Source organism: Acidimicrobiia bacterium, from assembly GCA_041676705.1.
GTDB lineage: Bacteria > Actinomycetota > Acidimicrobiia > Acidimicrobiales > SKKL01 > Actinomarinicola.
In genome coordinates this window covers 1-14,324 of the sequence record JBAYRL010000021.1, presented here as the reverse complement: position 1 = coordinate 14,324, position 14,324 = coordinate 1, and the positions used below count along the sequence as shown (strand labels likewise).

Genomic DNA, 14,324 nt, shown 5'->3' with positions numbered 1-14,324 from the left:
GCTGCCTGTGATGACGTTGACGCTGTCGCCGCGCAGCCAGATGGTGTCGTATGTGGCGACGACTACCGAATCGGTTCTCTCGGCGCCAGTGATGGAGCCCAGGTCGACGTCGTCGCCCGTAACGGAGCTGTTCCGGAAGGCCAGGCTGCCCAGGTAGAAGATGAGCCGCACGCCTGACGCCATGTCCACGGTTGCCGTGTCGAACAGCGTGTTGCCGTAACTGTAGACCTGGATGGTGGCGCCAGCGATGGTGGAGTCGAGGACCTGCAGGTCGTAATTGAGGGAGTGGTCGAACTCGTTGCTGAACATGTTGGTGGCGTCCAGTTGCAGGCGGGTTGCGTCGGCCCCGCGTCCGTGAAGCTCTAGGTTGGTGACCGTAAGGGCAGCGGCGCCCGCCGTTAAGTCGTAGGTGCGAGCCGCGAGTAGCACGGCCGTGCCGGCCTCTTGAGCGTTGAGGAACGCCTGCAGGTCAGCGTCGGTGCCCGTGTAGGCAACGCCTACGAACGGGCCGGGGTGGATGGCGCTGCCTGCGGTGGTAACGAGCACGTCCTGCCAGGCGTTGGCGGCGTCTGCTGGCACCGTGGCTTCGATGCTTGTGGGGCCCCACGAGGTGATGCTGGCAGGCACTCCGCCGACCGTAAGCGTGCCTTCAGCCGTGCCGAAGCCGGTGCCCGTGACCGTGAACGCTTGGCCCCTGGCGGCTACTTCCGGCGCCACGGCGCTGATGGTGGGCGCGCTGGTTCCGGGGCCGGGCTGCGGGCCGCCCGTGCTGGGGCTACGGCGGCGTTTCAGTTGTGAGATTGTTGGCGCGGGTAGGTGCTTCCTGCTGTTGCGAGAGTATGTTTTCGGTGTTAGCGAAGAAGGCTTCCAGGGCCGAGCGGGCGAGTCAGGTAGACGCTGAACCGCGACCCAGCGCTGCGTCCAGAGCGCGTCTCATTACCTCGGCTTCGGATACCGCCAGCTCGCCCGCTCTACGCTTAAGCGCCAGGTTCTGATCTTCTTCAAGGTAGAACTGCTTGCGTACCATTCCTACATCATGGTCGACGCAGGCCGGTGCTAGGGCCACACCTACGACGTTTGCGCCGCCTCGAACCGCAGTCCCCGCGCCCGGCCGTGCGCCACCAGGCGCCCCTCCGCCACCAGCGCGTGCAGGTCTTTCGAGGCGGTCGGCGAAGTGATGCCGCAGCGTGCCGCGTGCTCCGCCACCGTGATCGCGCCACATTCGGCAACGTGCGCTAAGGCGAGCGCCTGACGGCCTGCCTGGTCGAGCGGCGCATCTTCGCGGCTCACGGTTCTGCCGTCGAGCAGGCCGGTTATTGCGGGCTGCGATGGCGCGAAGAGCGGCCCACCGCCGGCGCCCTGGTCGGTGAGCACGTCGCCCAGCGCCTCGCTTGCGGAGCGGCCGCGGTGCGCGGCGCGGCGCAGGTTCATGCAGGCCGATAACCACCGGTAGGTGAGGTCCGCGGCGAGCGGCCCGGACTCCGCAAACAACAGGGGCACGTTCGGGTAAGCGGCCTGCAGCGCGGCCGTGAGGTTCAGCAGCCAGCCTGGCCGCACACGCGTTTCGTCTGTTGAGAGCAGCTTGCCTAGGCGCCCCTCTATAACCACCGCTGCGCGCGGCATTGTGGACAGTTCCGCCATAGCCAGAGCCAGCTGCCCGTTCACCGCTGCGGCGGCGAACTCTTTGAGTTTCTTGCGTTCGACCACCGCCGCCAGCTCGTCGCCGTCAAAAACGCCGTAGTCGCCCACCGGCAAGCGCCGCCGCTCGACCGTGACCGGGTTAGTAGCGAAGCGCCACGGGTAGCGCTCGCGCGTGTCGATGACGACTCGCATGGGCCCGTCGAGCCCGCGCGCTTGCGGCGCCCGCACGCCGGGCCGCGTGGCGCGCATGGAGCGCTCGCTGCGCCAGAACACCAGGCGGTTACCGTACTTGTTGGCGGTGAACACGAACAGAGAGCGCCGCCGCTGCGGGCGGTTCAGCACGAGCTCGATGGAGCTGCCGCGCCGCTGACAGCTGATGACGGGCACGCTCTCCAGCACCTCGGCTCCCTCTGGCCACTCGGTTAACTCGTGGCAGTAGAGGTCCTTATCGACCGGCCAGTCAGCCCGGGTGGCTAGCAGCAGCGGGCGCGGCGCCAGCGGGAGGCTCAACAAGAGCGGCAGGCGCGAGTTCGGAACTGGGTTGCGGGCGATTATGAACTGGCGGGGCATTGCTCTATAGGTTAACCGCCGCGAGCCAGGCTCTGCTCAGCACCTAGTCTGTGGCGGCGTGCGGTAGCTCGGGCGAACAGCCCCGCGGGCTTACGGACTACGATTACAAGCTGAACGTGAACGCGGTGCTCGGGGCGAGCGATTACGACGCGGGTACTAGCATCTGGGTTCTTGAAGCCCGCTCGTTCAACGGCACCCAGTTGATCCGCAGGTACATCGAGGAGAGCTTCTCGGTGGGCTCGGGTGGTGTCATCGGCTTCCAGCTAGATGCTCGAGACCTGAACACAGAGGACCCGCCGCTTGACCCCAGGGCGTACCTCGCCTGGCACACTGGGAACGCGGTCGCCGCGGGCGACATCGAGGTGGACAATAGCGCGGCGCGCATCAAGGTCGCGAACTCCATAGGGGTATTTCAGACCAACCCCAACATGGAGTTCGGCGTTAACCGGTTGGCGTCGCACACTCTCTTGAGTTGGATTCGGACGGATGACCTGCAAACCAGCATGGTTCCCGTCTTCGCCGACCAGGCCGTTAGCGCTAAAGCCAGCTGGACAAGTAACGCGCGAGAGTACGCGATGGACGTTGCTTTGGAGCCCGGCTGGAACTTCATGTACTACGGGAGCGGTGTGGAGACCGACTGGGTGCTCACGGCCCGGGCGGCGACTGGTTCGGAATCCTTCGAGCACAGCCCGACAAGGTTCATCACCGCTAGTGGGCAGGTGGAGGAGATCTCGGGTGTGTCGTGGTCCGCGGAGCACGAGTACCTGAACGACCCCAACCCCACCAGTTGGCACGCGTATTACACCCCTGGCGGCTCGGCTCAGTTGTACGTGAACCAGTGGCTGGGGTTCGGGGAAACCACCGCGGTGATGGTGCCTTTCGACCAGATCTACCCGGGTGCGCTGGATAGCAGTAACGTCAGTTTCGACCCACCGGAGGCTGTTGGCCTGATAGCTGCCCCGTTCGGCTACGCCGTAGGCGAAGCGGGCATGCCGGGCTGGCACCACGACCCGAGTAGGGCGTTAGGCAGGATAGCTATGGCCTCTGGCGCCGGTAACTACGTGATGCTGGTTTACGCCGACCGCGACGTTACGGTGTCGTTCACGGGCCCCGTTTCGGGCATTCTCGGAAGCTCTCTTAGCGCTGGCCACGCGGATCTGGAACTCGAGTTCGGCTGGAACAGGGTAGAGGTTGTGTCCGTTGGCGTGGACGTGGTGCAGCTGCGGACGACCTATGAGTTCTCGCCGGTTTGGGGTTTGGTTGGTCCGTGATGCGGGCGCAGGTCTTGGGTTGCTAGGTGTAGTTTTAGTGCGTTGTAATTCGGGCCGCCCCGTTACGCCGGGGCGGCACAATTGACTTGGGGCTCAGCCCAGCGGTGCGTCGGTTTCGGCAGCCTAACGAGTTCTTCGCCAAATCAGCTCGTCTAGTTCTGGGGCAAGTTACTTGCGAGGAGCCTGTCGAAACCCAGTTGCCGTATGTCTGCGAAGGTCGGGCTGCGCTCGAGCGGAATCGATTTAGCCAGTATATAGGCCATGGTGTGCCACTCCTCTTTTCTAATGTGTGGGCACGCGAGCACTCATGTGAAGATCTATTACGCGTGACCGTGGAGCTATATAGCACTTCGGTGTCTTGTTGCGCCTCCCATATTGACTCCATATTCTGATGGCAACGTGGGCAAACCTAGTTGTCTGTTAGATTCGTGTAAGTGCACATACACGATGATGTCCGGCAATAGCGTGAGAGGCAGCTGGAGCAGAAGGTAATGCGGAATTCGAAGAGCGCTAGGAATGAAATTTCTGTCGAGAGCGTCAGCGCAATTGATGGCAGCTCGGTGAGTGCCCATCGAAGTTGGAACATGTCGAGGATCCGGTCGCGGGATACGCTTCCGGAAAGGAAGCTCAGGTCGCTATTGCATAGGGCCGGCCTGCGCTTCAGGGTAAACAACACAACACTGCCTGGCAAGCCAGACATTGTTTTATCGAGACATGGCCTAGTTGTATTTGTGCATGGTTGCTTCTGGCATCAACATCAGGATTGTGATCTAGCGAAACTCCCAAAGACCCGAACCGAATTTTGGCGAGAGAAATTTGAGAAGACGCGCTCTCGAGACCAAAGGGCTGTATTTGAGCTTGAAAGCCTAGGTTGGAGGGTCATTGTTATTTGGGAGTGCGAAATTGAACGTACCGAAGAATTGGCCCTGCGGCGCGTTCTTGAAGTCGTGACCGCCCGAAAGGCTCCATGAGCGAGATTGTCAAACTAGCGCCAAGTGCAGCCGCACTATCTTCGTCGATGCGCGACCTTGGATATTCCATTGAGACGGCAATTGCTGACATCGTCGACAACAGCATTACAGCGAGTGCTTCCAAAGTTGAAATTTTCTACGATCCAAGACTGGACGATCCTGCCTTGGCGATTGTCGACGATGGCCATGGAATGACAAGACGGGAATTGATCCAAGCAATGCGACATGGGGCACGCGTGGTTCGCGAAGATCCACCCAGTGTGGACCTTGGGCGTTTTGGGCTTGGTCTAAAGACTGCCTCTCTGTCGCAATGCCGGAATCTCACCGTAGTGAGCGCAGTCAACGGGAAAAGGTGCGCAATCGAGTGGGACTTGGATTTGGTGGATGAATGGGATGACTGGGTCGTTGTAGAGCTGGATGATGAGGCTATTTCACGCTTACCATATATTGATGCGCTTTCCCCAAGTGGCACTGTGGTAATATGGAGAAAATTGGATCGCTTATTACCAAAGCGCCCAAGCGAAGGCGGGTCACCACCGCCATTTCAAGAGCTCAATCAGGTGTCTGATCACCTTTCGCTGGTATTTCATCGCTTCCTAGCGCCCGTGAAGAGCCCTCAGCTAAAGATTTCTGTTAATCATCATCCCTTGGAGCCTCTGGACCCGTATTTTGAAAGCAACAAGGCGACTCAGGTATTGCCACTTGAGCGAATCCGAATTGGCAACCATGTAGTCAGTATGCAGGCCTTTGTTTTGCCTCACCATTCCCGACTCTCGGCAAAGGAAAAGTCCAAATTCAAGACTGCGAGTGAGTATTCCGCAGCTCAAGGCGCCTATATTTATCGCAATCAGCGGCTGCTAACTTGGGGGGACTGGTTTCGCGTTATCGCTAAGAGCGAAGCCACTAGGCACGTTCGTGTTCGAATTGACTTCGAGTCTTCCATGGACGAATTGTGGACCATAGATATTAAGAAGTCACGGGCTGTGCCGCCAACTGAGGTTAGGGCAGCGCTCAAGAGAATTATCGATAAGCTCTATCAGCGTAGTGTGAACATTCATAAAAACCGCGGACAGCGGCTTTCGCAGGATATCCGTGTCCCACTTTGGGAGAGGTTCGCTCACGATGGGACAATTCGGTATGCCGTAAACCATAGTCATCCACTAGTTGGCATAGTAATCGAGGCGTTACCGCCTGGACAGTCGGACAAGGTCAATCTATTGATCGATGCAATTGAACGAACCTTGCCCGTGGAAAGTATATATGCAGACTTTGCCGATAGCCGGCAGGCCATGGACGAATACATTGCCAAAGGCGATCAGATTGAAACGCTAATTCGCCGCGTTAGATGTGCGCTGTTCGGAGGCGGAGAAGTTGTGCCCGACCTGCTCCGGCAAGTTGTGCGTTCGTTGGGCGTGAGCGTGGAAGAAGCAGAGCCGATTATTCAAACTGTAATTCGGGAAAGTAGGGAATGCACTTGTACAGCCTCCCAATGAAGAGAGCGATACTTAGGCCGCTGCTTGAAAAGTTCTCTGATCCAAACCAACTACCTACTAAAGACCAGGTCGTGGATTTGGCAAGAAGGCTGGCCGATGCCTTGGATTACGACGGGGACATCGATGACTTGGCTGAAGAAGCTCTAGCGATTATTACCACCACTATGGGGGAAGGGGTTTCACTAGTAGACCAAGACTCTCACCACGATGAGCAGTGGGTTCAGAAGAGAGGTGTCGCTTGGACGTATCTGGACGCCTACGAACAGCACCTCTTGGACTTAGGTTGGGGCCGGCAGGTGGTTCACGCAATTAGAGCCTCAAGTACCAAGATACTGGGGCATCTCCAAGATCCAACGTGCGATGGTAGTTGGGATCGTCGGGGCCTGGTTATTGGACATGTGCAGTCTGGCAAGACGGCGAGTTACCTCGGGTTAGTCGCCGCCGCAGCGGATGCTGGTTACAAGTTTATTGTTGTGATCGCCGGAGTACATAACGCACTTCGTCGCCAAACTCAGGAACGTGTAGACGTCGGGTTTGTCGGACGATCCAGCGACCCGATCAGGCGTGTTCCAATCGGCGTGGGTCAGATGCCCAACTACCCACATCCTGTAACACTAACCACAATCTATCAAGACTTTAGCAACACGACCGCTAGTGGTAGCGGTTGGAAGATAAACGATTTTGACAAGCCCATAGTTCTGGTTATTAAGAAGCATGTTGGAGTGCTGGAGTCGCTTTACCGGTGGCTAGGCGACATGAATGCAAAAGGAGGGAAAATCTCTGATGTTCCCATGCTTCTAATAGACGACGAAGCAGACAATGCCTCAATTAACACAAGTAGAGATGAGATAGACCCTACAAGAACGAACAGGCACATCCGTGAAATTCTTAGCCTATTTGCCAAGTCTGTGTATGTGGGGTATACAGCAACGCCATTTGCAAACATATTCATTGATCCCGACGCAACCTATGGCGAGGCCCAAAGAGAACTTTTCCCGAAGGACTTCATCTATAGCTTAGAAGAGCCGAGCAATTACTTTGGGCCAGAACGCGTGTTTTTGGACGATAAGTCAAGTGATCAAATTCTGGTCGCCATTGATGATGCCGAGGTCTTCTTGCCGCTCAAGCACAAACAGGACCATAAGGTTCAAGCCTTACCTCCAAGTCTCTATAGGGCAATCAAACAGTTTGTCCTTATTCGCGCAATTCGCAACCTCAGAGGGCAGGCCGATAAGCACTGCTCCATGATGATAAACGTTTCCCGTTTTGTGAGTGTGCAAAAGACGGTCCGTGATCTCGTTAGCCTTTATGTCCGTGATCTCCAAGTAGAGGTGAAGGCAACATACTTGATAGAGGGCTCAGACGGAGTGCCGATGTCGAGCATGGCTGAGCTTAGGGAAGAATTCGAGTATAGTTTCGAAGACTCAGGCGAAAAATGGGAGACCGTAAAAGCGGCATTGTGGGAAGCGGTTTCAGCAATAGATGTAGTTGCCATTAATAGTAAGTCGGACCAAGCGCTTGATTACCAAGCGAGCGAACGATCAGGGGTAGCGCGGACGGTGATCGCGGTCGGAGGCCTGAGCCTTTCGAGGGGCCTGACCATTGAGGGCCTGTCAGTAAGTTATGTGTATCGCAATACAAGAATGTACGACACCCTAATGCAAATGGGCCGCTGGTTTGGGTATCGCTTCGGGTATGAAGATCTTAGTCGAATTCATCTCTCACGTGACTCAATAGATTGGTATTCGCACATCGCTGAAGCAACTGAAGAGCTCAGGCAACAGATCCATCAGATGAGGCGTGATGGTCTCAGCCCTAGGGAGTTTGGCCTGTATGTACGGGCTCATCCGGACCAATTGCTGATCACTGCAACAAACAAAATGCGTGCGGGGGAACGGATAATGGTCCGGCAGAATCTTAGTGGAAAATTGGTTGAGACGTACACATTGCCCGTTAGCCAACAGATAAGCGAAGAGAACAACAGGCTCATCACTGAGCTGTGGAAGGACTTGGAAAAGGGGGACCTAATTTCTACTGGGAAAGGGTGGATTGCTAATCGCGTGCCCGTGCCGGTCATTGAGGCCTTCATCCGACGCTTCAAGACTCATTCGGACATGGCAACGAGAAAGGAGGCGGCGATTGAGTATTTGCGGGCTATTTCAAAGTCATTCCCTTATGGTGATGTACTCCTAGTATCAATTCGTGACAATGGCGAAGACAAGAGCGTCTACAAGCTGGGCACTCAGATAAGGTTGAAGTTCACGGAGCTTGGGGATGATGCAGTACGGCTTGGAAAAAACCGGGTAGCAAGTAGAGGCGATGAGAAGCTCGGACTCTCGCCCTCTATTGATGTTTCCAAATATAAGTCGGACGTTGACTTTCGTACGGCCAGGATGTCTCCGCTTCTCATGATTCACCAGCTGAGCATTGGTGGCAGCGCCGAGCTGCAGTGTGTGCCTGCATTTGGAATTAGTTTTCCTCCGGGTGATTACCGAACCGAAATCGAAGTAGTTGCAAACCGTGTCTGGTTAGAGAGAATGATAGGAGCAACTGTTGATGACGTCGCACTCGAGGACGACGATGACTAGCGCAACGCCTTGGGAAGAAATCGATGTCCCCAGTTACGATTACAATGTTCGGGCTGTTCGGGATGCGGGCCCATCACCCGTCTACTGGGGACGTAATATTCACGGACAGTATCTCCTCTTGGTAGACTTGGACGGGGATTATACTGATACTTTCCACAGGGAAAACGTGGCAGTTCGTGGGCTTAAGATTGATCTGCGTAGTTCTGAGATCGTTGGTCATCAACGTCTTGTACTAACCCTAGAAAGTAAGAGCAATGTAGATCTATTCAGCGCATTCTGCGACTCGCTAGTTAGCGCTTTAAGGTCGGCGACGGACAGTACTAGCACGATGCAACTCACGTTGGGCACCCTGCGCCGCTGGCGTGCATTTCTTGCCTCTGGGCGACCCGATGTCCTCTCTAGCAGTGAAGTAAGAGGGTTGGTCTGTGAACTTGAGGTCTTGCAGCAGATACTTTCTCGTCACAATGAACGCTACGCAGTCGAGTCTTGGGTGGGCCCATTTGGCAGCCCCCAAGACTTTGTTCTTAGTAACACCGCTATTGAGGTCAAGGCAGTTACTCCACGTGACGGAAATGCGGTGCGCATTTCTTCCGAAGATCAGCTAGAAAGTGAATGCGCCAAACTACTTATTGCCGTGATACGGCTAGACGAGGGCACGCTTGACGAGGGTGCGGCCTCCCTTAACGAACTCGTAAGCAGTTTGTCATCCGCTATTAGTGAGCCGTTAGTCCAGGAGCTATTTCTGGATAGGCTTATGAAGTGCGGCTACCTTCCACTTGCAGAGTACAATACGCCGAGATATGTAGTAAAGCGGCGCGAACAATACTTGGTCGGGGACACATTCCCAAAACTCGTACGATCTGGTCTTCCAAGTGCAATACGGGAAGTAAGTTACAGCATACAGATCGAGTCAATTAGGAGCCACTTGGTGGCTGGTCCATTCCTGGGTGCCAATGATGGCGATTGACGAGAGTGTCGCCGATTTTTTCCATAGCTTTCGGCAAGAACTACTCGCAACCGTTGAAGTGAACGGAGTGTTTGAGGCTCAAGGGTTCATGGAGCTAATTGCCGATGACCTTCTTGGCGCCGGTGAGTTGGAGGGGTTTGAGTATTGCTACTTTGGTGCTAGGCGCGGCATGCGGGTCGACGGCTACTGGTTCGACGACGAGGATGAACTTTGCCTACTTGTCGCGGACTTCGAGAGCCGCCAAACGCTTCAGTCATTAACCGCGACTGAAGTTGCTGCGCACTTTAGGAGGCTGAGCAACTTCTTCGAGGGCTGTGCATGGGACCGGCTCTATGAAGATTTGGAGCTGACATCTCCAGAATATGATCTCGCTCGACAGATAAGCGATCGACTCAAACAGATCCACAAAGTTCGTATGTACCTGTTTTCTGAGAGGGTGCTGAGCGAACGTGTGCAGCAATTGCCCAGCGAACAAGCTGCGGGACGAACCGTGTCCTATCACGTGTGGGACGTGGGCCGACTGCACCGATTACGGAGCAGTGAAAGTAAGAAGGAAACCCTTGAAATAGACCTCTTGGAGAGGTTTAGAGCGGGTCTCCCTTGCCTTAGAGTGCCTGTTGCGGCGGAAAGCTATGAGTCGTATTTGGTTGTGGTGCCTGGGACGGTTCTTGCGGATGTCTATGGCCAATATGGCTCTAGGTTGTTGGAGCAGAACGTTAGGACTTATCTCCAGGAGCGAGGGAAGGTTAATAGGGGGATTCGTGACACCTTGGACAAGGACCCGGAAATGTTCTTTGCCTATAACAACGGTATTACAGCTACTGCCGAATCAGTTGTGACACAGTCTAATGACAATTCGCTTGAGATTACTACGATTAGGGATCTTCAAATTGTCAACGGCGCCCAGACGACTGCTTCACTCTTCCACGCGCGGAGGAAGCATAAGGTAAGTCTAGAAGATGTGTTCGTGCAGATGAAGTTGTCAGTTATTAAGGCGGAAAATAGTGAAGGAATAGTGTCTAGAATTTCAGAGTATGCGAATACTCAAAACCGCGTTAGCGCTGCAGACTTCTTCTCGAATCACCCCTTTCACATTACTATGGAGGAGTTTTCTAGGAGACTGTGGGCTCCAGCTGTAGAAGGGAGCCAACGTGAGACAAAATGGTTCTACGAGCGTGTGCGGGGCCAGTATGCGGACGCCACTTCTTCGCTGACGCCAAGCGAAAAAAAGAAATTCCAATTGGAATACCCTAAACAGCAGGTGTTTTCCAAGACAGATCTTGCAAAGTTCGAAAATGTTTGGGACGACCATCCTAGGTGGCCCAACTTGGGCGCCCAAAAGAATTTTGCAAGGTTCGCGGATAGAATCAGTCAAGAATGGCGTAAAAACCCAGACCAGTTCAACGCAGAATACTTCAGGCGTGTCGTTGCCCGCGGAATAATTTTTCGCGCGACAGAGCGACTTATTTCAAGGCAAAGTTGGTATAGCGGAGGATATCGAGCCAATATTGTTGCGTACACATTGGCGCTGTTGGGGGCGGCGGCTAAGAAGAGCGGAGCGATCCTGAGCTACTCGACCATCTGGGACAACCAAGGCATCTCGGAGGGCTTCGAAGCTGCCCTCGAGGTATGTGCACTTGAGGCTGTAGCCGTCATTACAAACCCACCGGCAGGTATCGCGAATGTCACGGAGTGGTGCAAGCGGGAGGGTTGCTGGGATAGGATCAATGCTCGCGCTGCGAATGCAGCGCGAAGCCTGCCGCGCAAACTGTCATAGGAAGCTATCTTGGGCTCCCGGCTATGAGTACGATGGGTCTTCTCCACTAAATTAAATGGACCCAAGACCGTCTAGGCCTACTACTATGAGAGCCCTCTCGTCTTTGGCGTTTGGGATAGCAGCTGCGCAATTGAGGGAACAAATGGTTAGAACGGGCTATTCGATAGAAGAGTGGGTGCGCTGCTTGATACCGGTTCCAGCGACTTCCCTTTGCCACACGAGATTTGGTGGATTGACTTGATGGCCGAACTCGACAAGAATGCTGCAATCCCCGTTGTAGACATATTTGCAGGCCCGGGGGGGCTTAGTGAGGGTTTTTCGTCGGTGCGAAATTCTCTTGGGTTGCCGGCATTCGATGTCAAGTTGTCCATTGAGAAGGACAAGTTCGCGCATCTAACTTTGGAACTCAGGGCTTTCTTCAGGCAATTTGAATATGGGGAAGCTCCAGACTTATATTATTCATATTGTCGGGGCGAAGTTACGCGGAACGAACTATTCAAAGCTTTCCCTAATGAAGCGAGCGCGGCGCGGGAGGAGGCATGGCAAGCAGAACTTGGCAAGACGGCCAAGACAGCGGTGCACCGAAGGATTGCAAACGTTATTGGAGATTCTGAAGATTGGGTGCTAATTGGTGGGCCTCCATGCCAAGCCTATTCGACGGTGGGCCGTTCCCGAATGCGTGGGGCGAATCCAAACGCATTTGAGGAAGACGAGCGGCACTTCCTGTATCAAGAGTATCTAGAGATTCTGCGACAACATTCCCCTACCGTTTTTGTTATGGAGAATGTTCGAGGGCTGCTTTCTTCAAGAGTCCAAGGGCGAAAGATATTCACCAAGATACTCAATGACCTCCGTACACCCTTGCCTGGGGAGAAGCATGGTTACCGCATTTTTTCCATTGTGGTCGACTCTTACGGACGTCCATTAGAACCTACAGACTACTTGGTTCGGGCAGAGGAATTTGGAGTTCCCCAACGACGACATCGTGTGATTTTGGTAGGTATTAGGGAGGACAAACGGATTGAGCTTCCTAGGCTTGAAAAGCAGAAGTACACTCCAAGTGTTGCTGACGCGATTCAGGATCTGCCACCGCTTCGTAGCGGCCTATCGCGAGAGAAGGATTCACATCGCGCATGGCGTAGTCACTTGGAGGGCTTCCGAAGCGTGGATTGGGGAGTCTACGATAAGGATGAACGACTCTTGGAGCGGATTGAGAAAGCGGTCGATCAGGCACAAATAGAGCAAGTTGGAAGTGACCGGTACTACGCGCCCAGCGGATCATGGAAGCGAGCCTACTCAGGCTGGCTAGGCACAAGTGGGTATTGGTTCCTTGATCCGAAGCTCGGCCGAGGAGTACTAAATCACCAAGCAAGATCCCACATGGGTACGGATCTCCTCAGATATCTGTTTTCGGCAAGTTATGCAGAAACATATGGCACATCACCGAGATTGCGAGACTTCCCTGAGTCTTTGTTGCCCAAGCACAAGAACGTGCACAAGGCAATGGCGAGTGATTACTTCGCTGATCGGTTCAGGGTACAGCTGTCATCTGATCCGGCGACAACAATAGTCTCACACCTAGCTAAGGACGGTCACTATTTCATTCATCCAGATCCGTCCCAGTGTAGGTCCTTGACGGTACGTGAGGCCGCTCGGCTTCAAACATTTCCTGACAATTACTTCTTTGAGGGCCCTAGAACCGAACAGTATCGCCAAGTCGGAAATGCTGTTCCGCCTCTACTCGCTTATCAGATAGCCAAGAATCTATACACCGCAATTGTCGACACGTAGTACAGAAGAGCCCTAGGAGTCGCTTGCTCTAGAGAATGCACAAGTCTAGTACTCTGTCATTGATAGACATATTGTGTAGTGCGGAAAATATGACTAGAGCTCGATGGCATTGTTCAGTTTCCGAAAGTGAGGTAGCAATGGCCGAAGACCGTAGCAAGGTTTATTTGGATCAGGTACTAATGGATAATCGGCAGTGGGCGCGAGAGGCAGTAGCGGTACTCAAAGCGTGTGTCTTGCGTGAACTATTGTTTCAGCCCCAAGGACTTCGAAACGTTGACGTTGGCATTAACTTAGGGATCTACTTTGGCCATGAGGGTCATGTTGGTCACATCAGCCGGTCACTTTTGGCGGAACTCGAAAGTGAGGGAAAGGTTACGCAAGACAAGGATACTAAGCTCTGGAAGGCAGTGCTTTTGCAGTGAGTTGCGTCGCTCCCAGTCTTGATGTATGTAGTGATGTCGATCGAGAATCAAGACATAATCACCTATTCTTGGGGGGCTTGCAGGCAACTGGTAACGGCGTAGAGCCGCCCACTTCTACGACTGTACTCCTGGGCTGACTCCGCACGCAGCGCTCGTCTCCGGCAACGAAGGCCGGACGATGGCGCTTGGCTTCTCGGTCGACACAGTAAGCGGTCCCCACGCCCAGAGTCATTTCTGCAACGTGTTCTAATACACGCTGCTTTGGGCGTTTCCCTAGCCTCTTCGCTGCACCTGCGCCAAACGCTTTACAGCGCCGCCCCCCAAGTGCATAAAGCCCCACCACACGTTTTGCAACGACCGTTACGCTTGCTTGTTTCACTGCTGGCTGCGCCGGCGCTCGTGCTCGAAGTGAACTCAACACGGTTCAGGGCACCGCGCTTACGTAGCCAGCCATCACCCGGTCTGGAAAGGCTGAACCATCCATGCGACAGAAGCGCTTCCCCCTGTACTTCCTGCTCATCGCTGCCCTAGTCACGTTCGTTGCTTGCGCCCCAACCGCTCCACCCACCCCGCAAGTGGCATTCAGCTCGCACGCGGACGGCGCCACCATCACCGGAAGCCGAACGGTTGTCCTCGAGCTTGACCTTACGGACGCTTTACCTACCGCCGACATAGCTGTCAGCACGAACGCCACCAGCGTGACCGAGACCCGCACGGGCGATGTTCTACAGCTCACGGTCACCCTGAAGGACCACGCCAACTTCGTCACGGTCACGGTCACCAACCCAGGCCAGGCGCTGGCCGGTACCGCCACCATCAACCTCGACTACCCG

The 14,324-nt window shown here is 54.9% G+C and carries 13 protein-coding genes; 10 read left to right on the top strand and 3 right to left on the bottom strand.

From position 1 onward, the window contains the following. The coding region (locus WC184_13145; GenBank protein MFA7478813.1) for a hypothetical protein at positions 1–429 on the bottom strand (429 nt) is incomplete at its 3' end. 15 nt (positions 430–444) lie between these two features. Between WC184_13145 and WC184_13140 the strand changes: the two genes are divergently transcribed. Beyond that, positions 445–798 (top strand): hypothetical protein, encoded by a 354-nt coding sequence (locus WC184_13140; protein MFA7478812.1) that lies wholly within the window; start codon positions 445–447, stop codon positions 796–798. Between the two features lie 88 nt (positions 799–886). Here the strand turns inward: WC184_13140 and WC184_13135 are convergent, their stop codons facing one another. Continuing rightward, the gene (locus WC184_13135; protein ID MFA7478811.1) at positions 887–1,066 is read right to left on the bottom strand and encodes a hypothetical protein; all 180 of its coding nucleotides are present in this window, start codon (positions 1,064–1,066) and stop codon (positions 887–889) included. A gap of 2 nt (positions 1,067–1,068) precedes the next feature. Further along, positions 1,069–2,211 carry an ERCC4 domain-containing protein gene (locus WC184_13130; GenBank protein MFA7478810.1) on the bottom strand — a complete coding sequence of 381 codons (1,143 nt, stop codon included), beginning with the start codon at positions 2,209–2,211 and terminating at the stop codon, positions 1,069–1,071. A gap of 116 nt (positions 2,212–2,327) precedes the next feature. Between WC184_13130 and WC184_13125 the strand changes: the two genes are divergently transcribed. From WC184_13125 to WC184_13085, 9 genes are all read left to right on the top strand, one after another. Further along, positions 2,328–3,482: a hypothetical protein gene (locus tag WC184_13125; protein ID MFA7478809.1), complete on the top strand. Its 1,155-nt coding sequence runs from the start codon at positions 2,328–2,330 to the stop codon at positions 3,480–3,482. A gap of 491 nt (positions 3,483–3,973) precedes the next feature. After that, a complete protein-coding gene (gene vsr / locus WC184_13120) occupies positions 3,974–4,453 on the top strand; it encodes a DNA mismatch endonuclease Vsr (GenBank protein MFA7478808.1) in 480 nt (159 codons plus the stop codon). Continuing rightward, complete coding sequence (locus WC184_13115; GenBank protein ID MFA7478807.1) at positions 4,450–5,946, top strand: ATP-binding protein; 1,497 nt, start codon at positions 4,450–4,452, stop codon at positions 5,944–5,946. Before vsr ends, WC184_13115 begins: the two co-directional genes overlap by 4 nt. Continuing rightward, a complete protein-coding gene (locus WC184_13110; GenBank protein MFA7478806.1) occupies positions 5,943–8,534 on the top strand; it encodes a Z1 domain-containing protein in 2,592 nt (863 codons plus the stop codon). Before WC184_13115 ends, WC184_13110 begins: the two co-directional genes overlap by 4 nt. Further along, positions 8,503–9,501, top strand: coding sequence for a PD-(D/E)XK motif protein (locus WC184_13105; protein MFA7478805.1), 999 nt, complete (start codon positions 8,503–8,505; stop codon positions 9,499–9,501). Before WC184_13110 ends, WC184_13105 begins: the two co-directional genes overlap by 32 nt. Then, positions 9,491–11,278, top strand: a complete 1,788-nt coding sequence (locus tag WC184_13100) for an AIPR family protein (protein ID MFA7478804.1) — start codon at positions 9,491–9,493, stop codon at positions 11,276–11,278. Before WC184_13105 ends, WC184_13100 begins: the two co-directional genes overlap by 11 nt. A gap of 576 nt (positions 11,279–11,854) precedes the next feature. Further along, a complete protein-coding gene (locus WC184_13095) occupies positions 11,855–13,069 on the top strand; it encodes a DNA cytosine methyltransferase (GenBank protein ID MFA7478803.1) in 1,215 nt (404 codons plus the stop codon). Positions 13,070–13,158: 89 nt separating this feature from the next. After that, positions 13,159–13,491, top strand: coding sequence for a hypothetical protein (locus tag WC184_13090; GenBank protein ID MFA7478802.1), 333 nt, complete (start codon positions 13,159–13,161; stop codon positions 13,489–13,491). A gap of 482 nt (positions 13,492–13,973) precedes the next feature. Further along, positions 13,974–14,324, top strand: a 351-nt coding sequence (locus WC184_13085; protein ID MFA7478801.1) for a hypothetical protein, incomplete at its 3' end; no start/stop codon positions are given.